Here is a 23,295-nt window from a genome sequence, read left to right on the forward strand (position 1 = left end):
GGGCAAGGGCGTCCGGGGTGGGTGGGGCGTGCGGGTCAGGCCTTGGTGAGGTCCTCGATCTCCTCGTCGCTCTCGCGGCCGGGGGTCGGCAGGTTGAACTTGGTGATCGCGAAGCGGAAGACCACGTAGTAGATCACCGCGAAGACCAGGCCGATCGGGACGATCAGCCACGGCTTGGTGGCGAGGTGCCAGCTGAGGCCGTAGTCGATCGCGCCGGCCGAGAAGTTGAAGCCGATGTGCACGCCGAGCGCCCAGGTCACGGCCATCGACAGCGCGGTCAGCACGGCGTGGATCGCGTACAGCACCGGGGCGATGAAGACGAACGCGAACTCGATCGGCTCGGTGACACCCGTGACGAAGGAGGTCAGCGCCAGCGACATCATCATGCCCATCACGACCTTGCGGCGCTCCGGGCGGGCGCAGTGCGCGATGGCCAGGGCGGCGGCCGGGAGGGCGAACATCATGATCGGGAAGAAGCCCGAGGTGAACTGCCCCGCCGTCGGGTCGCCCGCGAAGAAGCGGCTGATGTCGCCGTGCACGACGGTGCCGTCGGCCTTGGTGTAGTCACCGGCCTGGAACCAGGCGTACGAGTTGACGAACTGGTGCATCCCGACCGGCAGCAGCGCACGGTTGACCAGCCCGAACGCGCCCGCGCCGAACGCACCGGCGCCGATCAGGGTGTTGTTCAGGTGGCCGATGGCCGAGCCGACCGGACCCCAGGTGTAGGCGAAGACGACGCCGACCGCGGTGCCCACGAACGCCATGATGATCGGGACGAGCCGGCGGCCGTTGAAGAAGCCGAGCCAGTCGACCAGCTTGGTGCGGTGGTACTTCTGCCACAGCACGGCACTCAGCAGACCGATGACCACACCGCCGAGCACACCCGGGTCCTGGTACGTCGCGGGCGCGTCCTTGCCCGGCAGGATCTGGTACTCGGTGATCGGGAACGCCGTCAGCACGTTCTTGTACACCAGGAAGCCGACCAGGGCGGCGAGCGCGGTGGAGCCGTCGGCCTTCTTGGCGAAGCCGATCGCGATGCCGACCGCGAAGAGCAGCGGCAGGTTGTCGAAGACCGCGTGCCCGGCGGTGGAGAAGACCGCCGCGACCTTGAGCCAGCCGAGCCCGTCCTTGCCGAAGACGTCGTCCTGCCCCAGGCGCAGCAGGATGCCGGCGGCGGGGAGGACGGCGATCGGCAGCTGGAGGCTGCGGCCCATCTTCTGCAGGCCCTGGAGGAGGCTCTGCCCGAATGTCTTGCCGGAGCCGGGCTTGGGAGCCGCAGCGGGCGCCGGTGCCTGCGCAGTCGTACTCATGGGGGTGGTTCCTAACGGCAGGGCGGGTCGGTCGGGGGGAGCGTCGGGGGCCGAACCGCGAACTGGTCTACACCACTAGTGGTGTAGACCAGTTTCTAGCATGCGCCGAGAAGGGGGGGAACCCCCGAAAGGCGTGCACGGAGGAAGCGCTATGAAATCGAAACCTTGCCGCGGATTAACGATCTTGGCTACCGGCCGTAACAGCGCTTTTGGAGAGTCGCGCAACAAAAGGCGGGCGGCCCGGCCGGATCGGTCCCCGGCCGGGCCCTCGGTCTCCTCCGCCGGTTCGCGGCCCGGGGTGGCGAGGTCGAACCGGGTGCGGGCGAAGCGGACCGGCGTGCGGTGGAGCGTCGCGAAGGCCGGTCCGACCGGTATGACCGGCCGGGGTCCGGCGGCGGGCTTCCGGTTCGGCGGGTGGTCGGTTGAGCCGTCGTGGCAGCAGTGGCAGGTTGCCGGACACCGCGTCACCGGCGGTGGTGAACACGGCGGCGGCCGCGGGACGGGTCCTCGTACGCACGAGGTAATGGCGGAAGGGTCGTCAGTCCCTTTCCGGACATGCCGAAGGCCCCCGGATCGCAGGGTCCGAGGGCCTGGAGACGGAGGTCCGGGGTCATATCCCCGGCCTCCCGGATCACGCCTTCGCGACGTCCTCGATTTCGTCGTCGTCCTCGCGGCCGGGGGTTTTCAGGTCGAATCTGACGATGATGAACCGGAACAGCGCGTAATAGACGACGGCGAAGCAGAATCCGATCGGAATGATCACCCACGGCTTGGTCGCCAGCCCCCAGTTGATGACGTAGTCGATCAGCCCGGCCGAGAAACTGAACCCGTCGTGGACCCCGAGTGCCCAGGTCACCGCCATCGAGGCACCGGTCAGCAGCGCGTGCACCGCGTACAGCGCCGGGGCGATGTACGCGAAGGAGTACTCGATCGGCTCCGTCACGCCGGTCACGAACGAGGTCAGCGCGACCGAGGTCATCAGGCCGTAGATCTCCTTGCGCCGGTGCGGCTTGGCCGAGTGCGCGATGGCCATCGCGGCGGCCGGCAGCGCGAACATCATGATCGGGAAGAAGCCGGAGGTGAACTGCCCCGCCGTCGGGTCACCCGCCAGGAAGCGCGGGATGTCGCCGTGCACCACGGCGCCGCTCGGCTTGGTGAAGTCGCCGAACTGGAACCAGACGAAGGTGTTCAGCAGCTGGTGCATGCCGATCAGCAGCAGCGCCCGGTTGGCCACGCCGAAGATGCCCGAACCCCACGCCCCGAGGTCGGACAGCCACCTGCTGAACGAGGTGAGCCCGTCGCCGATCGGCGGCCAGACCCAGAGGCAGAGGCAGGCGAAGACCAGTCCCACCAGGGCGGTGATCATCGGGACCAGCCGGCGGCCGTTGAAGAACCCCAGCCAGTCGACCAGCTTGGTCCGGTGGAAGCGGACCCAGAGCCAGGCCGAGGCCAGCCCGATCAGGATGCCGCCCAGCACACCCGGGTTCTGGAAGGTCGCGGCGGCGGCCGCCCGGGAGGTGAAGTCGACGCACTGGTTGCCCACCAGCACGGTCGTCCCCCTGCACTTCTGCGGGAAGGCCTGGAGGACCTGGTAGTAGACCAGGAAGCCGACCACAGCCGCGAGCGCGGTCGAACCGTCCGCCTTCTTCGCCATGCCGATCGCCACGCCGATGCAGAACAGCAGCGGCAGGCCGAGGCCCGAGTCGAGCAGCGCGCCACCGGCGGCGGCGAAGACCTTGGCGACCTTGTCCCAGCCCAGACCGTCCTTGCCGAACACGTCGTCCTGCCCCAGCCGGTTCAGGATGCCCGCCGCCGGGAGCACGGCCACCGGGAGCTGGAGGCTCCGCCCCATCTTCTGCAGACCGTTGTAGAAGGAGTGCCACCACACCGCCTGAGGGGCCGCCGCGCCTGCCGAGCTCATCTTCGCCCTCCGAGTGCCGTCACGAATGCCTTCCCGGGTACCCGCGCGAGCGCTCGCCGGCGGACCGCCCGACAGGTCAGGAACCCCGGGGGCCGTTCCCGCGTTGTGCGGAGTGCGCCTAATATTGGTGTAGACCACTTGGGGCAGAGTCGACCGCGCCGGGTCCGAGGTCCTCCCATCGTCATCCTGTGGCGAAGACCGGGAACCCGCGCGTGGAAGTGGGCCAAAAGTGGACTAACGTGGCAGGCCGGTTGAACTCGGGTGATGCTTGTCGCGCTGTTGCACAGCGCGGCACCTGAGCCCGCGTCACCCCCGGCGGCGACCTCCCCGGCCACCCGCCGGACGGTCCCCACACCAGGCAAGAACGGCACCCGGCAGAGCAGCCGGCGCGCCGAGACAGAGGGAGAAAGACATGGCCACCAAGGCTGAGAAGATCGTCGCCGGTCTCGGCGGACTCGACAACATCGAAGAGGTCGAGGGCTGCATCACCCGCCTCCGCACCGAGGTCGTCAACCCCGACCTCGTCGACGAAGCAGCCCTGAAGGCCGCCGGCGCCCACGGCGTCGTCAAGATGGGCACCGCCATCCAGGTCGTCATCGGCACCGACGCCGACCCGATCGCCGGCGAGATCGAGGACATGATGTGAGCTGACCCACCGGGTCACTCCCGTACGGCCCGCCGACCCACCCGTCGACGGGCCGTACGCATGCCGGGCCCACGCCCCCGACCGACTACGCTCGGACGCTATGTCACGCATCGACGGCCGCACCCCCGACCAGCTCCGCCCCATCACCATCGAACGAGGCTGGAGCAAGCACGCCGAAGGCTCCGTCCTGGTCTCCTACGGCGACACCAAGGTGCTCTGCACCGCCAGCGTCACCGAAGGCGTCCCCCGCTGGCGCAAGGGCAGCGGCGAAGGCTGGGTCACCGCCGAGTACGCCATGCTCCCCCGCGCCACCAACACCCGCGGCGACCGCGAATCCGTCCGCGGCAAGATCGGCGGCCGCACCCACGAGATCAGCCGCCTCATCGGCCGCTCACTGCGCGCCGTCATCGACCACCGCGCCCTCGCCGAGAACACCATCGTCCTCGACTGCGACGTCCTCCAGGCCGACGGCGGCACCCGCACCGCCGCCGTCACCGGCGCCTACGTCGCCCTCGTCGACGCCGTCTCCTGGGCCCGCGACAAGAAGATCCTCCGCGCCAAGGGCCAGCCCATCACCGGCGGCGTCAGCGCCGTCAGCGTCGGCATCATCGACGGCATCCCCATGCTCGACCTCCGCTACGAGGAAGACGTCCGCGCCGAGACCGACATGAACATCGTCTGCACCTCCGACGGCCGCTTCGTCGAGGTCCAGGGCACCGCCGAAGGCGCCCCCTTCGACCGCGCCCTCCTCGACCAACTGCTCGACCTCGGCACCCTCGGCTGCGCCGAGCTGGACGAGATCCAGCGCAAGGTCCTCGAAGGCTGACACCGGCCGCACCACAGCGGCCCTTCAGGGCTGATCGAGTGCCAGGTGGTAAGGGCTCCGGGGGCGGACGCTGTACAGGCGGCCCCTGGAGCCCGTACCGTTCCGCTCAGATGTCCGGCACGGGAACCGGCGAACCCCCACCGCCCGTCCTCACCGTCGGAACAGCCCCGCGCCTTCACCGGAGGACCCTCGATGCCGCACAGCATCAACCGCTCCACCACCCTCGCCGTGGCCGCGCTCATCCTCCTCCTGCCACTCAGCGCGGTGAGCTGCTCGGCCGCCCGGAAGGCCATCGACTGCGGCAACACCGCCGTCCGGATCACCAGCGACCTCGCCGACGCGGGCACCGCCTTCAACAACGCGGACAAGGACCCGAAGCCCGCCGGACAGGCCCTCCAGAAGCTGAAGAAGGACCTCGACCAGCTCGGCCGCAACTCCAGCGACACCAACGTCGGCAAGGCCGTCACCGACCTCCAGGCCCAGTTCGACAAGGCCCAGAAGGCGATCGACGCCAAGCAGGCCCCCGACCTCCAGCCGCTGGGCGACGCCGCCGCCAACCTCAGCAAGGTCTGCACGGGCTGACCGGGCTGCGCCGACCGGTCTGCACAGGCTGCACGGGCTGACCGGCAGGGCTCGTTAGGCTGGGCCGCATGACTACCCGACGCCTCGTCCTCGCCACCCGAAACCAGCACAAGGTCGCCGAACTGCGCGCCATCCTCGGCGACGCCGGGCTGTCGGTCGAGCTGGTCGGCGCCGACGCCTACCCCGAGATCCCGGACGTCCCCGAGACCGGCGTCACCTTCGCCGAGAACGCCCTCCTCAAGGCCCACGCCCTGGCCCGCGCCACCGGCCTTCCCGCCGTCGCGGACGACTCCGGCCTCTGCGTGGACGTCCTGAACGGCGCGCCCGGCATCTTCTCCGCCCGCTGGGCCGGCAAGCACGGCGACGACCGCGCCAACCTGGACCTCCTGCTCGCCCAGCTCTCCGACATCGGCCCCGAACACCGAGGCGCCCACTTCGCCTGCGCGGCCGCCTTTGCCCTCCCCGACGGCACCGAGCGCGTCGTCGAGGGCCGCCTCCTCGGCACCCTCCGCACGACCCCCTCCGGCGACGGCGGCTTCGGCTACGACCCGATCCTCCAGCCGCTGGGCGACACCCGGACCTGCGCGGAGCTGACGGCCGACGAGAAGAACGCCATCAGCCACCGGGGGCAGGCCTTCCGGGGGCTGGCAGAGGTGGTCCGGGAGCTGCTGGGCTGACGGAGCGTCCGGCGGAACGACGAAGGCCCCGCCTCCTTCGAATCGAAGGTGGTGGGGCCTTTTTGCCTGTACGCCCGGTGGGATTCGAACCCACGACACTGCGGACCTAAACCGCATCCCTCTCCCGCTGGGGCACGGGCGCGTAGCACCGCCAGCTTACCGTCTGCGAATCGCGACTGGTAGCAGGAGGCCTGAGGGGTTGGTGGTGGTCAGTCAGGCGGCGCGCTGCGGGTTCTTGTTGCGACCACAGTAGGTCGAGGTGATCGAGTGGCAGTTGGGGCACAGCAGGCGGAGGTTCTCGATCCGGTTGTCGAGCCAGTCGCCGTTGATGTGGTCCACCTCCAGCGTCATCGGCCGCCCGAGCCAGGTCGGCGGCGTGCCGCACGTCTCGCAGACTCCCGGGTGGCCGATGTGCACCAGCATCGCCCGCAGGCGATCACCGTGGGTTCGGTGGCTGCCCGGAGGTAGCAGTACGAGCAACTCTTCGGGCTTTCGGCGCGGACCGATCTTCTTGCCTTTGCTGTGCAGTTGCCCGGTGAAGTGACTGGTGTCGATCCCGTGCAGCGCGATGCCCTCCTTCACTTGCTTCCGGGAGGAACCGCTCTCGACCAGGTCGAGAGCCCGCAGGACGGCGCTGATGCTGGCGTGTGCGGCGACCGCCTCAGCCAGCAGGTTCTTGGAGATCAGCTGCACCCGGTGCTTGCCGTCGCCCCGGAAGCAGAAGTGCGACGTGTCTATGCCGAAGTCGCGGAGCCGCTTCTTGAAGTACGAGTAGATGCTGTCGTACGGGGTGATGCCCATGTGGTCGAGCATCCCGTTGATGCTCGTGCTGTGCGCGGCCGCCTCCGCGAGCTGCTCGCGGGTGTAGCGGCGGCGGCCGTAGTCGGGGCGGCCACCGTTGAAGTGCGAGGTGTCGATCCCGTAGTGCTTCAGCCGCCGGCTCAGGTAGCTGTGGGTGCCGCCCGCCATCGGCACGCCGAGCCGCCGCATCATGTCGTTCACGCTGTTCGACTCCGCAGCCAGCTCGGTGAGCAGCTCGCGGGTGTACTTGACGGTCATGTGTACCCCTCCCGGGTCTGTGGTGCACCCGTCCCCCGATGGAGTAACGACCGTTGGGGCGCAAGGATGCGGGGTATGCGAAATATGAAGATGTGATGAGAATCACTGGAGGGCAATTGGCTGCCGATTGGTACAGACCTATTGACCTATGTGGTTCAGACCACATAGCTTCGCGCCAATCTGCAGCGAGGCAGCCGGGGGGTGTTGACCGGGGGTCGGCTGCGGTTCCGTCCGACCTCCCCCACGGCGTGCGCCCCCACTGCGCGTCCGGCACTCTCTCCTGGAGGACCGAGTGTTGATCCGATCCGTCGCGGCGCGGCGTCCCACCGCCGCCGTCCGCAAGAAGTCCGGCGCGCGGGTGGCGCTGGCCTCGGCCGCTGCCGCCGGGCTGGCGGGCCTGCTGGTCGCCACGCTCGGGGCGACGCCCTCGCAGGCGTCCGCCGTCGCCCCCGCCGCTCCCGCCGCTCCGGCCGTGGACAACCAGTCCTGTCGGCCGGACGGGATGTACACCACGCCCGGCGTGGACGTGCCGTACTGCGACGTCTACGACAGTGCGGGCCGCGAGAAGATGGGCGCGGACCACCAGCGCCGGATCATCGGGTACTTCACGGGTTGGCGTACCGGCAAGGACGGGACCCCGCCCTATCTGGTCAACAACATTCCGTGGGACAAGGTCACCCACCTCAACTACGCCTTCGGGCACGTCGGTTCGGACAACAAGATCTCGGTCGGCGCCGACGGCCCGAACAACGCCGCCACCGGGATGACCTTCCCGGGCGTGGCGGGCGCGGAGATGGACCCGACGCTGCCGTACCAGGGGCACTTCAACCTGCTGAGCAAGTACAAGAAGCAGTACCCGAACGTCAAGACCATGATCTCGGTGGGCGGTTGGGCCGAGACCGGCGGCTACTTCGACGACTCGGGCAACCGGGTCGGCTCGGGTGGTTTCTACTCGATGACGGTGAACGCGGACGGCAGCGTCAACCAGGCCGGGATCAACACCTTCGCGGACTCCTCGGTGGCGTTCATCGAGAAGTACGGCTTCAACGGCGTCGACCTCGACTACGAGTACCCGACCTCGATGAACAACGCCGGCAACCCGCTGGACTGGACGACCGCCAACGCGAAGCGCGGTTCGCTGATGAAGGGCTACGCGGCCCTGCTGAAGACGATGCGCGAGAAGCTGGACCGGGCCTCGGCCGCCGACGGCAAGTACTACCTGCTGTCGATCGCCTCGCCGTCCTCCGGGTACCTGCTGCGCGGTATGGAGACCTTCCCGGTCACCCAGTACCTGGACTACGTCAACGTGATGTCCTACGACCTGCACGGCGCGTGGAACCAGTACGTGGGCCCGAACGCCTCGCTCTACGACGACGGGAACGACGCCGAGCTCAAGGCGGCGAACGTCTACGGGACTTCGCAGTACGGCGGCATCGGCTATCTGAACGCGGACTGGGCGTACCACTACTTCCGGGGTGCGATGCCGCCCGGCCGGATCAACATCGGACTGCCGTACTACACCCGTGGGTTCAAGAACGTGACGGGCGGGACGAACGGCCTCTGGGGCACCTCGCAGACCACCAACTGCCCTGCGGGATCCGGGCTCACCACCTGCGGTGACGGCGCGGTCGGCATCGACAACCTCTGGCACGACCTGGACAGCAACGGCAAGGAGGCCCCGGCGGGCTCCAACCCGATGTGGCACGCCAAGAACCTGGAGGCGGGCGTCGTCCCGGACTACCTGTCGAAGTACGGGCTGACGGACACCGCCCTCCAGGGTACCTACAGTCGCAACTACAGCTCGGCGCTGGGCGCGCCGTGGCTCTGGAACGACAGCAAGAAGGTCTTCCTCTCCACCGAGGACGAGCAGTCGGTCGGCGCCAAGGCGGACTACCTGGTGAACCAGGGCGCGGGCGGCGCGATGATCTGGGAGCTGGCGGGCGACTACAAGTGGGACGCCACGGCGAACGGCGGCAAGGGTGAGTACGTGCCGGGGTCGACCCTGACCTCGCTGATGTACGACAAGTTCAAGGCGGCCTCGCCGTACGGTGCGACGCGTTCGACGGTCGCGCTGCCGGCCCAGACCCTGCCGATCGACGTGTCGTTCACCAACTTCGCGCTGGGTGACTCGAACTACCCGATCAACCCGAAGATCCACATCGTCAACAACTCGGCCCAGACCCTGCCGGGCGGCACCGAGTTCCAGTTCGACTACTCCAACTCGGCTCCGGGCAACGCCAAGGACCAGTCCGGCTTCGGCCTGACCGTCATCCGGCAGGACAATCCCGGTCCGGGCAACGTGGGCGGCCTGAAGGGGACGTACAACCGGGCCTCGGTGAAGCTGCCGGCCTGGCAGTCGCTGGCGCCGGGCGCCTCGGTGGACATCGACTTCGTCTACTACCTGCCGGTCTCCACGCCGTCCAACTGGACGGTGAACGTGGGCGGCACGCTGTACGGCCTGACGGGTGACCTGACCCGGGGTGCGACCGGCGGTGGCACCTCGTCGCCGAGCCCGACCCAGAGCCCGACCTCGTCGCCGTCCGGCAGCCCGAGCGGCAGCCCGTCCGGGACCCCGTCCGGCAGCCCGTCGTCGAGCCCGAGCGGCACGCCGTCCGGTACCCCGACCGGCACGCCGTCGTCGAGCCCGAGTTCCACTGCGAGCCCGAGCCCGACCGGCACCCCGACCGGCACGCCGTCCGGCACTCCGAGCACGCCGTCCGGCAGCTGCACGGCGCCCGGTTGGAGCGCGGGCACGACGTACGCGACCACCGGCACCAAGGTGTCCTGGAAGGGGCACACCTACGCCAACAAGTGGTGGACCTCGGGCGAGGACCCGACGACCACCGGCGCTTGGGGCGTCTGGAACGACCTCGGGGCCTGCTGATCACGCGGTAGCCCGCTGAGGTGACGAGCGGCGGTGGCGGTGCACCCTGTCGGGGGGTGTGCCGTCACCGCCTTCGGGTGTCCGGGGGCCGTGCCGTCCGGAGGTGCGCCGGATTCCCGTCGCGTTCGATCCTGTTGGATTGTGATTGATTATGGGAAGATCTGGGCTGACGCCGTCCCGGGACGGGAGTCCTCGGCGTCAGCACGCTCCCGGCGCGCGTAGGGGCCCGCCGGGTTGTGGGGGTCGTCGCCCCCGGCGGACGGGCCGGGGGCGACGACTGCACACGGACGGACGTCCGTCAGGCAGCGGCGATCTTCAGGTCGCGCAGCAGCTTGGCGACGTGGCCGGTGGCCTTGACGTTGTAGAGGGCGTGCTCGACCTTGCCCTGCTCGTCGACGACGATCGTGGAGCGGATCACGCCGAGGTAGGTCTTGCCGTAGTTCATCTTCTCGCCGTAGGCGGCGTACGCCTCCAGGACGGACTTGTCCTCGTCGGCGACCAGGGTGACCTTGAGGTTCTCGGTCTCGCGGAACTTGCCGAGCTTCTCGGGCTTGTCCGGGGAGATGCCGATGACGTCGTACCCGGCGCCGGCGAAGACCTCCAGGTTGTCGGTGAAGTCGCAGGCCTGGGTGGTGCAGCCGGGGGTGAGGGCGGCGGGGTAGAAGTAGACGATCACCTTGCGGCCGAGGTGGTCGGCGAGGGACACCTGCTTGCCGTCGGCGTCGGGCAGGGTGAAGGCGGGGGCGGTGTCGCCGGCCTTGAGGCGCTCGCTCACGGTGGATCTCTCCTCGTGCGTGGACTGGGGTCGTGCCATCGCAAACTTACCTCCGTCGGTGGGTGGGGCCGCGCGTGCGTGGGTGTCAGCTGACAGACTGGCCCTGTCGCAACAGGACAACATCAGTAGTGAAGGGGTGGCCCGAGTGGGCAAGGCCGGCACAGACGACAAGGCGGCGCGGACGACCGCCCAGATCGAGGCGAACATCGCCCGGACCCGCGAGCAGCTGGCGGCGAACCTGGACGAGCTCGCCTACCGCGTCCACCCGAGCACCGTCGCCGCCCAGACCAAGGCGAAGCTGCTCGCGTCGGTGGAGCAGAAGGCCGGGCAGGTGTACGTCGCGGCGAGTGGCGCGGTCGAGCAGGTGAAGGCGCAGTTCACGGACGAGAAGGGGCGCCCGCGCAAGGAGCGGATCGTGCCCGCCGCCCTGGTGGGCGCGGGTGTGCTGCTGCTGGTGGCGTCCGCCCGCAAGCGCAAGCGGGGCTGACCGTCCCGTCGGAGGGGCCGGGGTCCGCCCCCGGCCCCTTCCGCATGCCGGGCCAGCGTGTCACCGGGGGCGCGGGACCGGTACGGTCGGGGGCGTGAGCACCGACGACGAGCAGAGGACGCGGCACGAGACGCCGCGCCACGACCGGCTGGGCGAGAAGCTGCCGATCAAGATGTTGCACGACCGCGTACTGGTGAAGACGGACGGCGCCGAGGGCGAGCGTCGCTCGACCGGCGGCATTCTGATCCCGGCGACCGCCGAGCTGTCCAAGCGGTGCACCTGGGCGGAGGCGGTGGCGGTCGGCCAGAGCGTACGGTCCGTGGAGCCCGGCGACCGGGTCCTGTACGACCCGGAGGACAAGCTGGAGGTCGAGGTGCGCGGCGCCACGTACATCCTGCTGCGCGAGCGCGACCTGCACGCGGTCGCGGGGATGCGCTTCGGCGACGCGGAGGGGTCGACGGGGCTGTACCTCTGAGCGGTGGCGTGACCGGCCGCCGCTCCGCGCCTGCCGTCGGGTGGTCCCTCACAGAGTTGTAGCCGCCTGTCGCCGCTGACGTCCGGTCAGTCCGGTACGACGCGCGGGGCGGCCGCCGCCCTGGCCCTGGGCTCCGGTCGGGCCGGGTGGCCGTGCCGGCCGGCGGCCGCCGCGTCGTCCTGCTGACCCGGGCGGCGTAGGCGGGGTGGTGTTCCGGGCCGTGGGCACGGAGGGTGGCTGTGGGCCGTGGCGGTGTGAGCGGCCTTCCAGCCCCCGAAAGGTAGGAACGTGCTGTGAACGCTGCTCCCCGGGACGCCGAGGCTCCGATCGCGGAGGCCAACGAGGCCGTCCGGCACCGGTTCCCGTTCGAGGACGCCCGGGACGCGCAGGACGAGCGCCGGGGGTTCCTGGGGACGTCGGAGGAGACCGGGATCCGGGCCGCCGACGGCCGGGTGGTGTGGGACCTGGGCGCGTACGACTTCCTGGACGCGGACTGCCCGGCCTCGGCCAATCCGAGCCTGTGGCGGCAGAGCCGTCTGGTCGCCGGGCACGGGCTGTTCGAGGTGGTCCCGGGGATCTACCAGGTGCGCGGCTTCGACCTGTCGAACATGACGGTGGTCGAGGGGGAGCGCGGCGTCCTGGTGATCGATCCGCTGATCTCGGCGGAGACCGCTGCCGCCGCGCTCGCCCTGTACCGCCGCCACCGCGGTGAGCGGCCGGTCACCGGTGTGCTGTACACCCACAGCCACGTCGACCACTTCGGCGGCGTCAAGGGCGTGGTCGGTGTCGAGGAGGTCGCCGCGGGGCTGCCCGTGATCGCCCCGCAGGGGTTCATGGAGCACGCGGTGAGCGAGAACGTCTACGCCGGCACCGCGATGGCGCGGCGCGCGGCCTACATGTACGGTGCCGCCCTGCCGAAGGGCGTTCGCGGCCAGATCGGGGCCGGCCTCGGTGCCACCACCTCGACCGGCACGGTCACCCTCATCCCGCCGACGCTGGACGTCACCCGGACCGGGCAGACCGTGACCGTCGACGGTATCCGCATGGTGTTCCAGCTGACGCCGGGCACCGAGGCCCCGGCCGAGCTCAACATCCACTTCCCCGACCACAACGCCCTGTGCAGCGCCGAGAACGCCACCCACACCCTGCACAACCTGGTCACCCTGCGCGGCGCGCAGGTCCGCGACCCGCACGACTGGGCCGGCTACCTCACCGAGGCCGTCCAGCTCTTCGGTGCCTCCTCCGATGTCGTGTTCGCCTCGCACCACTGGCCGCTGTGGGGGCGCGAGCGCGTCATCGCCTTCCTGTCCGAGCAGCGCGATCTGTACGCCTACCTCCACGACCAGACGCTGCGGATGATGAACCAGGGGCTCACCGGACGGGAGATCGCCGAGCGGTTGCAGCTGCCCCCGGCCCTGGAGCGGGCCTGGCACACCCATGGCTACTACGGCTCGGTCAGCCACAACGTCAAGGCCGTCTACCAGCGCTACCTGGGCTGGTTCGACGGCAACCCGGCCCATCTCTGGGAGCACCCGCCCGTCGAGAGCGCCGCCCGCTACGTCGAGTTCATGGGCGGTGCGGACGAGGTGCTGCGCCGGGCACGGCACTCCTACGAGCAGGGGGACTTCCGCTGGGTCGTCCAGGTCGTCGACCACGTGGTCTTCGCCGATCCCGGCAACGCCGACGCCCGCAGTCTCCAGGCCGATGCCCTGGAGCAGCTCGGCTACGGCAGTGAGAACGGCACCTGGCGCAACTTCTACCTCAGCGGTGCCCACGAGCTGCGCCACGGCTCCGTCGGCACCCCCGCCACCGCGGCCGCGCCCGACCTGATCGGCGCGCTCACCCTGGACCAGCTCTTCGACTCCCTGGCGATCCGTATCGACGGCCCGGGCAGCTGGGACGCCGATGTCACGGTGCGCTGGCACCTGGGCGGCGGAGCGGGCCCGTACACCCTGCGCCTGTACAACGGTGTGCTCACCCATGTCGCCGGCCTCGGTCCGGCCGCCGCCGAGCCGGATGTCGAGATCACCCTGGACGAGGCGGACCTGCGGGGCCTGCTGCTGGGGCAGGTGCAGCTCGCCGACCTGGTCGGGCAGCGGCGCGCCGTGGTCTCGGGCGATCCGGGCAGGCTCGCCGAGCTGGTCGGTCATCTCACGGAACCCGACCCGGACTTCGCGATCGTCACGCCCTGACGGAGTCGGTCCGGTCCGTTGCCGGGTGCCGGGGCCCGGGGCGGTGAGGGCACGGGCGTCGGGGTCTGGGCGGGCCGGGTGTTGGCGCTGCCCGGCTGGAGGTCGAAGGTCCGGGTCGGGGTGCCGGCCAGGGCGGCGCGCATGTAGGTGGTCCAGATGGCGGCGGGGAGGGTGCCGCCGTTGATCCGGGAGTAGCCGGCCGTGCCGGTCAGCGGCTCCTTGGCGTGGGTGTGCGGGTTCTCCCGGAAGAGGCCGACCACGGTGGCGAGTTCGGGGGTGTAGCCGGCGAACCAGGCGGACAGGTCGCCGTCGGTGGTGCCGGTCTTGCCGGCCACCGGGCGGTTCAGGCGCAGCGCGGCGGCGCCGGTGCCGCCGGGGCCGGCGGCGTCTTCCAGGACGTCGGTGACGGCGTCCGCGATGGTCCGGCTGACGGCGGTGGTGGCGGGGTGTGCGGGCAGGCGGGGGACGTTGGACTCGCCGGGTTTGTCCAGGGCGAGGACGGCCCAGGGGGTGTGTGCCTGGCCGTGGTCGGCCAGGGTGGCGTACGCGTTCGCCAGGTCGACGGCGCTGGGGGTGGCGGTGCCCAGGGTCATCGAGGCGTTCGCCGGGTCCATGCCCGGGGTGTTGTCGGGCAGGCCCAGCCGGACGGCCGTCCGCCGGACGTTGTCGAGCCCGGCGTCCACGCCTTCCTGGGCGTACACCGAGTTGACCGATTTGATCATCGCGTGGCGCAGGCTGATGGTGCCGTGGTCGGTGCCGTCCTCGTTCGGCGGTGCGTACGGTCCGGGGCCGCCGGTGACCGGGCGGCCGCTGGTGCCGTCGTAGAGCGTCCGGGTGGTGATCGGGCGGCCGTCCTGGGTGGTGCGGTCGCTGTCGAGGCCGGCTGCGAGGTCGATCGGTTTGAAGGTGGAGCCGATCTGGTTGTCCTGGCGGACGGCGTCGTTGTAGGGCTGGGCGGCGTAGTCCGGGCCGCCGTAGGCCGCGACGATCCGGCCGGTGCCGGGTTCGACGGAGGCGCCGCAGACGCGGACGTCGGTGTCGGTCGCCGGCCGGGCGGCGGGGTCGAGCCCGGTGGTGAGTTCCTGTTTCACGGCGGCGGTGAAGGCGTCCTGTGCGGGCTTGTCGAAGCTGGTGGTGATCTTCCAGCCGCCGGATTTCAGGGTGGCCGGGTCCAGCAGCCCGGGGGTGGTGGTGAGGTAGTTGTCGGCGATGCCGACCAGGTAGCCCGCCTGTCCGCCGAGGCTCTTGGCGGGCTGCGGGTCGGTCGGTTCGGGGAAGGTGAGCGAGGAGCGGGTGGCGGGGTCGAGGGAGCCGAGGGTGACCATGCCGTCGAGGACGTAGTTCCAGCGGGCGACGGCCTTGTCCCGGTTGGCGGGGGTGGTGTTCTTGACGTCGTACGCGCTGGGGGCCTGGAGCAGTGCGGCCAGGTAGGCGCTCCGGGCGGTGTCCAGCCGGGAGGCGTCGACGCCGTAGTAGGCGCGTGCGGCGGTCTGGATGCCGTATGCGCCCCGGCCGAAGTAGCTGGTGTTGAGGTAGCCGGCCAGGATGTCGCCCTTGGTCTCCTGCTGGTCGACCTTGAGGGCGATGAAGAGTTCCTTGAGTTTGCGGGTGTAGGTCTGGTCCTGCGTCAGGTAGTAGTTCTTGACGTACTGCTGGGTGATGGTGGAGCCGCCCTGGAGGCCGGTGCCGGTGGTGCTCTGGGCGAGGTTCTGCCAGGCGGCGCGGGCCATGCCGGACAGGTCGACGCCCCGGTTCTGGTAGAAGCTGCGGTCCTCGGCGGAGACGACGGCGTGCTGGAGGTCGGCCGGGATCCGGCCGATCGGCACGTCCTCGCGGTTGACGGAGCCGGTGCGGGCCAGCTCGGTGGTGCCGTCGGCGTAGTAGTAGACGTTGCTCTGGGCGACGGCGTACGCGTTGGGGTCGGGGACGGAGACGGCCAGGTAGAGCGTCACGAACGCGGCGACGCCGAGCAGGACCAGCCCGAGCAGCCCGCTCACCGCCATCCGCCAGGTCGGGAGTGCGCGGCGCCACCGGGGGAGTGCGCGGCGCCGGGCCTTGCGGGCGGTCCGTGCGGTCCGGCGGCGGTCGCGGCGGGAGCCTTCGGCGCGGTCCTCCGACTCCAGGGTGTCGGGGGGAGGGTGTTCGCCCGTCCGCTGGTTGCTCGTCGGCTGGTCCGGCTCCTGGCTCATGGGGGTGATTATGGGCGTTTTGTTGATGATTGAGTGTTTTTTGCCGCTCCGGGCGGCGCGGGTCGGGCGGAGCGGGGTGCCCGGGGTCGGGCGGAGCGGGCCGGTGGGGAAAACCGGCTGCGCCGGGTGAGCGGCGGCGCTACGGTGAAAGGTGACAACCGCATAGCGCACACGCTGCAGCGCCGAGCGCCGCCCGCAGTCCCCGTACCCCCGGGGGCCACCGGTCGGAGCTGATCAGTGCTGCCCGGAGCCGCCCGCCGAGCTGTCAGAACCCGCCCGGCGGGCTGTCCGCCGCTGCATCCGGGAGTGTCGCGCAATAAGTCGACAAGGAGACAATATGGCGACAACGCTGCAGCTCAGAACGGGCAGCCGAGCACTGCAGGACTCCGCGAGGCTCTACCTGGCGGTCGCCGCGGGCGCCTTCCGCCGCTACTCCACCTACCGTGCCGCGACCTTCGCCGGCGCCTTCACCAACACCGTCTTCGGCTTCATCCTGGCCTACACCTTCCTCGCCCTCTGGCAGGCCAGGCCCGGCCTCGGCGGCTACGACACCTCACAGGCCGTCACCTACATCTGGATCAGCCAGTCGCTGCTGGTCACCGTCGCCGTCTGGGGCGGCGGCTTCCAGGACGACCTCCAGGAGCGCTTCCGCACCGGTGACATCGCCGTCGACCTCTACCGCCCGGTGGACTTCCAGGGCTGGTGGCTCGCCTCCGACCTCGGCCGGGCCGGCTTCCACCTGCTCGCCCGGGGCGTCGTGCCCACCCTCGCGGGCGTGCTGGCCTTCCACACCCACCTGCCGCGCAGCCCGTACGTCTGGGCGGCCTTCCTGCTCTCCGTGCTGCTCGCCGTGGTGGTCAGCTTCGGGCTCCGCTTCCTGGTCTCGCTCACCGGGTTCTGGCTGCACGACTCGGAGGGCATCCGGGCGGTGATGCTGGTGGTGGCGATGTTCTTCTCCGGGATGCTGCTGCCGATCAGCCTCTTCCCCGGCCTGCTCGGCGAGATCGCACCCGTCCTGCCCTGGGCCGCGCTGATCCAGATCCCGACCGACGTCTTCCTGGAACGCCGCACCGGCGCCGGGCTGCTGGCCGGGCTCGGCTTCCAGATCGTCTGGGCGGTCGTCCTGCTCGCCGCCGGGCGCGCGGCGCAGGCGCTCGCCACCCGCAAGGTGGTGGTCCAGGGTGGCTGACACCGTCGCGTCCGAGTCGTTCCCGTCCCGGGTCCGCTGGTCGGTGCGCTCGTGGCTGCTGATCGCGGGGATGTGGACCCGCGCGATCATGTCCTACCGCGCCTCCTTCGTCCTGATGCTGATCGCCAACCTCGCCACCACCTCGCTCGACTTCGTGGTCGTGGTGCTGATGTTCCAGCACACCCACCGGCTCGGCGGCTGGACCCTGCCCGAACTCGGCTTCCTGTACGGCACGTCGGCCTTCGCCCTCGGCGCGGCCAACTTCTTCGTCGGCAGCATCGACGCGCTCGGCGACCGCATCCGCAGCGGCACCCTCGACACCGTGCTGGTCCGCCCCGCGCCCGCACTCGCCCAGCTCTGCGCCGAACGCTTCTCGCTCCGCCGGCTCGGCCGGCCCGTCCAGGCGGCGGCCGTGCTGGCCTGGTCGCTGGGCGCGGTCCAGGTCCACTGGACGGCCGACCGGGTGCTGCTGGTGCCCGTGCTGCTGATCAGCGGGACGGTGATCTTCTCCGCCGTCTTCGTCGGCGGTGCCACCCTGCAGTTCTGGTGGGGCGAGGCCAAGGAACTGCAGAACTCCTTCACCTACGGCGGCGCGACCCTGCTGCACTACCCGCCGACGGTCTTCGCCAAGGAGCTCGTCGCCGGAGTCGTCTTCGGCGTGCCGCTGGCCTTCGTCAACTGGCTGCCCGCCCTGCACATCCTCGGCAAGCCCGACCCGCTCGGCCTGCCCACCGCGTTCCAGTACGCCTCACCACTCGCCGCCGCGCTCTGCGTGCTCGCCGCCGGGTACGCCTGGCGGGCCGGGCTGCGCGCGTACCGCGGCACCGGCAGCTGACCCAGGAGGAACAACGGACATGGCACTCATCGAACTGGACGACGTCCACCGCAGCTTCACCGTCCGGACCAGGGCCGGGCGGCTGCGCCGGGAGAAACGCGAGGTCCGGGCCGTCGACGGGCTGAGCTTCGAGATCGGCGCGGGGGAGTGCGTCGGCTACATCGGCCCCAACGGCGCCGGCAAGTCCACCACCATCAAGATGCTCACCGGCATCCTCGTCCCCAGCAGCGGACGCCTGCGCGTCGCGGGCGTCGACCCGGCCCGCGAGCGCACCCGGCTCGCGCAGCGGATCGGCGTGGTCTTCGGCCAGCGCACCACCCTGTGGTGGGACCTGCCGCTGCGCGACAGCTACGAGCTGGCGCGCCGGATCTACCGCATCCCGGACGCCCGCTACCGGGCCAACCTCGACCGCTGCGTCGAACTCCTCGACCTGGGCGCCCTGCTGGACACGCCCGTCCGGCAGCTCTCGCTCGGCCAGCGGATGCGCGGCGACCTCGCGGCGGCGCTGCTGCACGACCCGCAGGTGCTCTACCTGGACGAGCCGACCATCGGGCTCGACGTGATCAGCAAGGGCCGGGTCCGGGAGTTCCTGCGCGAGGTGAACACCCTTCAGGGCACCACCGTGCTGCTCACCACCCACGACCTCACCGACATCGAGCAGTTGTGCGGCCGGGTGATGGTGATCGACCACGGCCGGGTGGTCTACGACGGCGGACTCGACGGGCTGCACGCCGCGGGGGAGAGCGAGCGCACCCTGGTGGTGGACCTGGCCGAGGCGCACCCGGCGATCGTCGTCCCGGGCGCCAGGGTCGTCAAGGTGGAGGGCCCGCGCCAGTGGCTGGCCTTCCCCGCCCAGGAGAGCGCCGCGCCGATCGTCGCCGCCGTCGCGGACCGCTACCCCCTGGTCGACCTCTCGGTACGCGAACCCGCGATCGAGGACGTGATCGCACGGATGTACGCGGAGGTCGCCATCGGCTGAGGCGGCGCCCCGCCTGTACGGCCGGCGCGCCCCCGGGCGGTCCCGGTCCGCCGGGTCCGCTGTCCGCCTTCCCGTAACCCGCGGGCACCGGGCGGAGTTGTCACCTCGTGACTCTGATGGGATCCGAACGGCGGACGGCGGTACCCGACGTCTCCGTCGTGATCGCCGTCTACAACACCATGCCGTACCTGACCGCCTGCCTGGAATCGCTCGCGACCCAGACCATCGGGCCGGCCCGGATGGAGGTGGTCGCGGTCGACGACGGCTCGACGGACGGCAGCGGCGCGGAGCTGCGGCGCTTCGCGGCACTGCACCCCGGCCTGTTCCGGCTCCGGCACCAGCCCAACTCCGGCGGCCCGGCCGCCCCCACCAACGTGGGGACGGCCGTGGCCCGGGGCCGGTACGTGCTCTACCTCGGCGCCGACGACTGGCTGGCCCCCGAGGCGCTGGAGCGGCTGGTCCGGGCCGCCGACCGGTGGGACGCCGACGTCGTGCTGCCCAAGCAGGTCGGCGAGAACGGGCGGATGGTGCCGCAGGGCATCTTCGACCGCACCGCCGCCGAGGTCCGCTTCACCGACTCGGCGCTCGCCTGGGCGCTCGCCGACACCAAGCTCTTCCGCCGCGAACTGCTGACCCGGCACGGGCTGCGCCGGCGCGAGGACCTGCTCGTCCACTCCGACCAGCCGTTCACCCTGGAGGCCCTGCTGCGGGCCCGCCGGGTCTCCGTCCTGGCCGACTACGACTACTACCACCTGGTGCTCCGCCGGGACCGCAGCAACGTCACCCACCGCGCCGGGCCGCTGGACCGGGTGCGCGGCGTCGCGGCGATCCAGCAGGTGGTCGAGCGGCTCACCGAGCCCGGCCCCGAGCGCGACGCCATCCGCAGCCGGCACTTCGGCTGGGAGGTCCCGCAACTGCTCCAGGAGGGCTTCCTCACGCTGGACCGGGCGACCCGGTGGCAGGTCTGCGCGGGCGTCGGGCGGCTGGTCCGCAGCCACTGCCACCCCGCCCTGGTGTACCGCCTGCCGGTGCCCGACCGGCTCCGCCTGGTACTGGCCGCCCGCGGGCGGCTCGACGCCCTGTGCGGGCTGATCGAGTACGAGGCCGCCAACGGCCCGGCGCCGGTGCTGCTGCGGGACGGGCAGGAGTACGCCGGGTACCCGGCCTTCCGCAACCGCCGGCTGCGCCTGCCGGACCGGCTGTTCGCGCTGTCCGCCGCCGAACCCGTACGGCTGCCGGCGCAGCCGAGGGCCCGGGGGCTGGTCCGGTCCTGAGGGCGCGTCCCGGGCGGTGACCCGGGGGCGCGGGGACGGGTGCGACGGGGCCGCTGCCTCCGCCGAGGGGCGCGGGGCGGGCGGGCCGCAAGCTACTTGGGCACCCGGGTGGTCAAGGTGAACAGAGAGAGATGAGCACGATGGACATCTGTGTGGTCGGCCTCGGCAAGCTGGGGCTGCCGCTGGCGGTGCAGTTCGCCGGGAAGGGGCACCGCGTCACCGGTGCGGACATCGCGCCGGAGGTGGTGCGCGCGGTCAACGAGGGCCGGCCGCCCTTCCCGCGTGAGGCGGAGCTGGCCGAACGCCTCAAGGAGGTGGTCGCCGAGGGCCTGCTCCGGGCGACCACCGACACGGCGGAGGCCGTCGACGGTGCGGCGGCCGTGGTGCTGGTCGTCCCGCTGGTCACCGACGCGGACGGCGTGCCGGACTTCTCGCTGCTGGACAGCGCCACCGACGCCGTCGCGGCCGGGCTGCGGCGGGGTGTGCTGGTCAGCTACGAGACCACCCTGCCGGTCGGCACCACCCGGGGCCGCTGGGCGGGGCGGCTGGAGGAGGGCTCCGGCCTGGTCGCGGGGCGGGACTTCGGGCTGGTGTTCAGCCCGGAGCGGGTGCGGACCGGACGGGTCTTCGCCGACCTGCGCCGCTACCCCAAGCTGGTCGGCGGCCTCGACGCCCGCTCGGGCCGGCAGGGCGCCGAGTTCTACCGCTCGGTGCTCGACTTCGACCCGCGCCCGGACCTGGAGCGCGGCAACGGCGTCTGGGACCTCGGCTCGGCCGAGGCGGCGGAGTTCGCCAAGCTCGCCGAGACCACCTACCGGGACGTCAACATCGCCCTGGTGAACCAGTTCGCCCGGTTCGCCGACCGCTGCGGCGTGGACCTGGCCCCGGTCATCGACGCCTGCAACTCGCAGCCGTTCAGCCACCTGCACCGGCCGGGCATCGCCGTCGGCGGCCACTGCATCCCGGTGTACCCGAAGCTGTACCTCTGGAACGACCCGCACGCGACCGTCGTCCGGGCCGCCCGGGCGGCGAACGAGACGGTGCCCGCGTACGCCGTCGGCCTGCTCGCGGGCGCGCTCGGCACGCTGGCCGGAGTGGGCGTGCGGGTGCTCGGCGCGGCGTACCGGGGCGGGGTCAAGGAGACCGCGTACTCCGGGGTCTTCCCGCTGGTCGAGGCCCTGCGGGAGGCGGGGGCCCGGCCGTACGTCAGCGACCCGCTGTACGAGGCGGCGGAGCTGGCGGCGCTCGGGCTGCCGCCGTACGACGGGGAGCCGGTCGAGGCGCTGGTGATCCAGGCCGACCACCCGGAGTACCGGGAGCTGGCGGCGGCGGACTTCCCCGGCGTGCGGGTGCTGCTCGACGGGCGGCGGGTGACGGACCCGGCGCGCTGGGCCGGCGTCCGGCACCTGGTCCTGGGCGGCGGCGGGTAACCCCAGGGGCGAGTGGGGGCCCCTCCCGGCCGCAGGCTGGGGGAGAACTGCGCGAGTTCGGAAGGCAACGGTCCGTACCTTTCGGACTCGCGCAGTTCCCCGCACCCCTGCGGGGTCGCGGCGGGGCAGACTGTCCGGGTGAGCGTTGATGAGAAAGTCGGACCGGTTGCCGGGGTGAGCTTCACCGCGGCCGACGAGGAGAAGCGCCGGGGCGTCCGGCGGATGAAGCGGATCGCGACCGGCCTGCTGGCCTTCGCCACCGTGGTCTACGCCCTGGCGACCTGGGCCGGCGCCGCGGGCGCCGGCTCCTGGACCGGGTACGTCGCGGCCGCCGCCGAGGCCGGGATGGTCGGCGCGCTGGCGGACTGGTTCGCCGTCACCGCGCTGTTCCGGCGCCCCTTCGGGCTGCCGATCCCGCACACCGCGATCATCCCGACCAAGAAGGACGCCTTCGGCAAGTCGCTCGGCGACTTCGTCGGCGACAACTTCCTCTCCGCCTCCGTGGTGCGCGGGCGGCTCGCCCGGATCGGCATCGCCCGGCGGCTCGGCGAGTGGCTGGCCGCGCCCGGCAACGCCGACCGCGTCACCACCGAGGCGGCCGCCGCGCTGCGCGGGGTGCTCGCCGTGCTGCGCGACGACGACATCCAGGCCGTGGTCAGCGAGGCCGTCACCCGCCGGGCCGCCGCCACCTCCGTCGCCGAGCCCGCCGGACGGCTGCTCGGCAAGGTGGTCGCCGACGGCGGGCACCACGGCGTGGTCGACCTGATCGCCGTCCGGGCGCACGACTGGCTGACGGTCAACCACGAGGAGGTCGTCCAGCGGGTCACCGAGAAGACCCCCGGCTGGACGCCCAGGTTCCTCGACCACCAGGTCGGCGAGCGGGTCTACAAGGAGCTGATGCGGTTCGTCACCGACATACGGGACGACCCGGGGCACGCCGCCCGGGGGGCCATCGACAAGTTCCTCGCCGACTTCGCCACCGAACTCCAGCAGGACCCGGAGACCATCGCCCGGGTCGAGCGGGCCAAGGCCGAGCTGCTCGCCCGGACCGAGGTCCAGGACCTGATCGCCTCCTCCTGGGCGGCCGTCCGCTCACTGGTGGTGACCGCCGCCGAGGACGAGCAGAGCGAGCTGCGGCGCCGGATCCGGGACGGCCTGCGGTCCTTCGGGCAGCGGCTGGCCACCGACGCCAAGCTCCAGGCGAAGACGGACGGCTGGCTCCAGGACGCCGCCCAGTACGTGGTGGAGACCTACCGGGAGGAGATCACCGCGCTGATCTCCGAGACGGTGGCGGGCTGGGACGCGGACGACGCCTCGCGCAAGATCGAGGCCAACGTCGGCCGCGACCTCCAGTTCATCCGCATCAACGGCACCGTGGTGGGGGCCCTCGCCGGCCTGCTGATCCACACGGTGGCCGTCGCCTTCGGCGCGTAGCGACTCCCGACGGGTAGGGCTGGCCCAAGGGGGCGCGAGGAACTGCGCGAAACGGGAGTAACGGTGGGGTGCCTTCCGCCTTCGCGCAGTTCTCCCCCAGCCTTCGGCCGGGAGGTGCCCCCACGCGCCCC

19 protein-coding genes and 1 tRNA gene are annotated in these 23,295 nt (G+C 71.3%); 14 read left to right on the forward strand and 6 right to left on the reverse strand.

Going from position 1 to position 23,295, the window contains the following annotated elements; all coding sequences use genetic code 11:
• Window positions 1-35: 35 nt before the first annotated feature.
• Both ABD330_RS15475 and ABD330_RS15480 read right to left on the reverse strand, forming a co-directional pair.
• A complete protein-coding gene (locus tag ABD330_RS15475) occupies window positions 36-1,310 on the reverse strand; it encodes a PTS transporter subunit EIIC (protein ID WP_344465196.1) in 1,275 nt (424 codons plus the stop codon).
• A gap of 631 nt (window positions 1,311-1,941) precedes the next feature.
• On the reverse strand, window positions 1,942-3,231 hold the full coding sequence (locus ABD330_RS15480) for a PTS transporter subunit EIIC (protein ID WP_344465198.1): 1,290 nt from the start codon (window positions 3,229-3,231) through the stop codon (window positions 1,942-1,944).
• A 412-nt stretch (window positions 3,232-3,643) separates the two neighbouring features.
• Between ABD330_RS15480 and ABD330_RS15485 the strand changes: the two genes are divergently transcribed.
• The 4 genes from ABD330_RS15485 (at window position 3,644) to rdgB (ending at window position 5,962) form a co-directional block, all read left to right on the forward strand.
• Window positions 3,644-3,877, forward strand: coding sequence for a PTS sugar transporter subunit IIB (locus tag ABD330_RS15485; protein ID WP_185031809.1), 234 nt, complete (start codon window positions 3,644-3,646; stop codon window positions 3,875-3,877).
• A 100-nt stretch (window positions 3,878-3,977) separates the two neighbouring features.
• The gene (gene rph, locus ABD330_RS15490) at window positions 3,978-4,703 is read left to right on the forward strand and encodes a ribonuclease PH (RefSeq protein WP_344465200.1); all 726 of its coding nucleotides are present in this window, start codon (window positions 3,978-3,980) and stop codon (window positions 4,701-4,703) included.
• Window positions 4,704-4,895: 192 nt separating this feature from the next.
• Complete coding sequence (locus ABD330_RS15495; protein WP_344465202.1) at window positions 4,896-5,285, forward strand: hypothetical protein; 390 nt, start codon at window positions 4,896-4,898, stop codon at window positions 5,283-5,285.
• A gap of 68 nt (window positions 5,286-5,353) precedes the next feature.
• On the forward strand, window positions 5,354-5,962 hold the full coding sequence (rdgB, locus tag ABD330_RS15500) for an RdgB/HAM1 family non-canonical purine NTP pyrophosphatase (RefSeq protein ID WP_344465204.1): 609 nt from the start codon (window positions 5,354-5,356) through the stop codon (window positions 5,960-5,962).
• Window positions 5,963-6,031: 69 nt separating this feature from the next.
• Here rdgB and ABD330_RS15505 read toward each other — a convergent pair.
• Both ABD330_RS15505 and ABD330_RS15510 read right to left on the reverse strand, forming a co-directional pair.
• Window positions 6,032-6,104: transfer RNA gene (locus ABD330_RS15505), tRNA-Leu, on the reverse strand.
• Between the two features lie 71 nt (window positions 6,105-6,175).
• Window positions 6,176-7,021 (reverse strand): HNH endonuclease signature motif containing protein, encoded by an 846-nt coding sequence (locus tag ABD330_RS15510; protein WP_344465206.1) that lies wholly within the window; start codon window positions 7,019-7,021, stop codon window positions 6,176-6,178.
• 358 nt (window positions 7,022-7,379) lie between these two features.
• On the opposite strand from ABD330_RS15510, the gene ABD330_RS15515 reads away from it, so the two are divergent.
• Window positions 7,380-9,905, forward strand: a complete 2,526-nt coding sequence (locus ABD330_RS15515) for a chitinase C-terminal domain-containing protein (protein WP_344465308.1) — start codon at window positions 7,380-7,382, stop codon at window positions 9,903-9,905.
• 298 nt (window positions 9,906-10,203) lie between these two features.
• Here ABD330_RS15515 and bcp read toward each other — a convergent pair whose 3' ends face one another.
• Window positions 10,204-10,680 carry a thioredoxin-dependent thiol peroxidase gene (gene bcp, locus ABD330_RS15520; RefSeq protein WP_344465208.1) on the reverse strand — a complete coding sequence of 159 codons (477 nt, stop codon included), beginning with the start codon at window positions 10,678-10,680 and terminating at the stop codon, window positions 10,204-10,206.
• Window positions 10,681-10,825: 145 nt separating this feature from the next.
• On the opposite strand from bcp, the gene ABD330_RS15525 reads away from it, so the two are divergent.
• The 3 genes from ABD330_RS15525 (at window position 10,826) to ABD330_RS15535 (ending at window position 13,834) form a co-directional block, all read left to right on the forward strand.
• The gene (locus ABD330_RS15525) at window positions 10,826-11,167 is read left to right on the forward strand and encodes a DUF3618 domain-containing protein (RefSeq protein WP_344465210.1); all 342 of its coding nucleotides are present in this window, start codon (window positions 10,826-10,828) and stop codon (window positions 11,165-11,167) included.
• Between the two features lie 172 nt (window positions 11,168-11,339).
• Complete coding sequence (locus ABD330_RS15530) at window positions 11,340-11,642, forward strand: GroES family chaperonin (protein WP_344465310.1); 303 nt, start codon at window positions 11,340-11,342, stop codon at window positions 11,640-11,642.
• 293 nt (window positions 11,643-11,935) lie between these two features.
• Window positions 11,936-13,834: an alkyl/aryl-sulfatase gene (locus ABD330_RS15535; protein ID WP_425555536.1), complete on the forward strand. Its 1,899-nt coding sequence runs from the start codon at window positions 11,936-11,938 to the stop codon at window positions 13,832-13,834.
• Here the strand turns inward: ABD330_RS15535 and ABD330_RS15540 are convergent.
• Window positions 13,789-16,023, reverse strand: coding sequence for a transglycosylase domain-containing protein (locus tag ABD330_RS15540; RefSeq protein WP_344465212.1), 2,235 nt, complete (start codon window positions 16,021-16,023; stop codon window positions 13,789-13,791). The two genes, ABD330_RS15535 and ABD330_RS15540, sit on opposite strands and share 46 nt — an antisense overlap.
• Window positions 16,024-16,360: 337 nt before the next feature.
• Here ABD330_RS15540 and ABD330_RS15545 point away from each other — a divergent pair, with 337 nt between their 5' ends.
• The 6 genes from ABD330_RS15545 (at window position 16,361) to ABD330_RS15570 (ending at window position 23,164) form a co-directional block, all read left to right on the forward strand.
• A complete protein-coding gene (locus ABD330_RS15545; RefSeq protein ID WP_344465214.1) occupies window positions 16,361-17,212 on the forward strand; it encodes an ABC transporter permease in 852 nt (283 codons plus the stop codon).
• The gene (locus tag ABD330_RS15550) at window positions 17,205-18,047 is read left to right on the forward strand and encodes an ABC transporter permease (RefSeq protein WP_425555537.1); all 843 of its coding nucleotides are present in this window, start codon (window positions 17,205-17,207) and stop codon (window positions 18,045-18,047) included. Before ABD330_RS15545 ends, ABD330_RS15550 begins: the two co-directional genes overlap by 8 nt.
• A 19-nt stretch (window positions 18,048-18,066) precedes the next feature.
• Window positions 18,067-19,026 (forward strand): ABC transporter ATP-binding protein, encoded by a 960-nt coding sequence (locus tag ABD330_RS15555; protein ID WP_344465216.1) that lies wholly within the window; start codon window positions 18,067-18,069, stop codon window positions 19,024-19,026.
• 116 nt (window positions 19,027-19,142) lie between these two features.
• Complete coding sequence (locus tag ABD330_RS15560) at window positions 19,143-20,300, forward strand: glycosyltransferase family 2 protein (RefSeq protein ID WP_344465316.1); 1,158 nt, start codon at window positions 19,143-19,145, stop codon at window positions 20,298-20,300.
• A gap of 140 nt (window positions 20,301-20,440) precedes the next feature.
• Window positions 20,441-21,730 carry a nucleotide sugar dehydrogenase gene (locus tag ABD330_RS15565; RefSeq protein ID WP_344465318.1) on the forward strand — a complete coding sequence of 430 codons (1,290 nt, stop codon included), beginning with the start codon at window positions 20,441-20,443 and terminating at the stop codon, window positions 21,728-21,730.
• Between the two features lie 138 nt (window positions 21,731-21,868).
• The gene (locus tag ABD330_RS15570) at window positions 21,869-23,164 is read left to right on the forward strand and encodes a DUF445 domain-containing protein (protein WP_344465218.1); all 1,296 of its coding nucleotides are present in this window, start codon (window positions 21,869-21,871) and stop codon (window positions 23,162-23,164) included.
• Window positions 23,165-23,295: the final 131 nt, after the last annotated feature.

Source organism: Kitasatospora kazusensis (assembly GCF_039529945.1).
Lineage (GTDB): Bacteria > Actinomycetota > Actinomycetes > Streptomycetales > Streptomycetaceae > Kitasatospora > Kitasatospora kazusensis.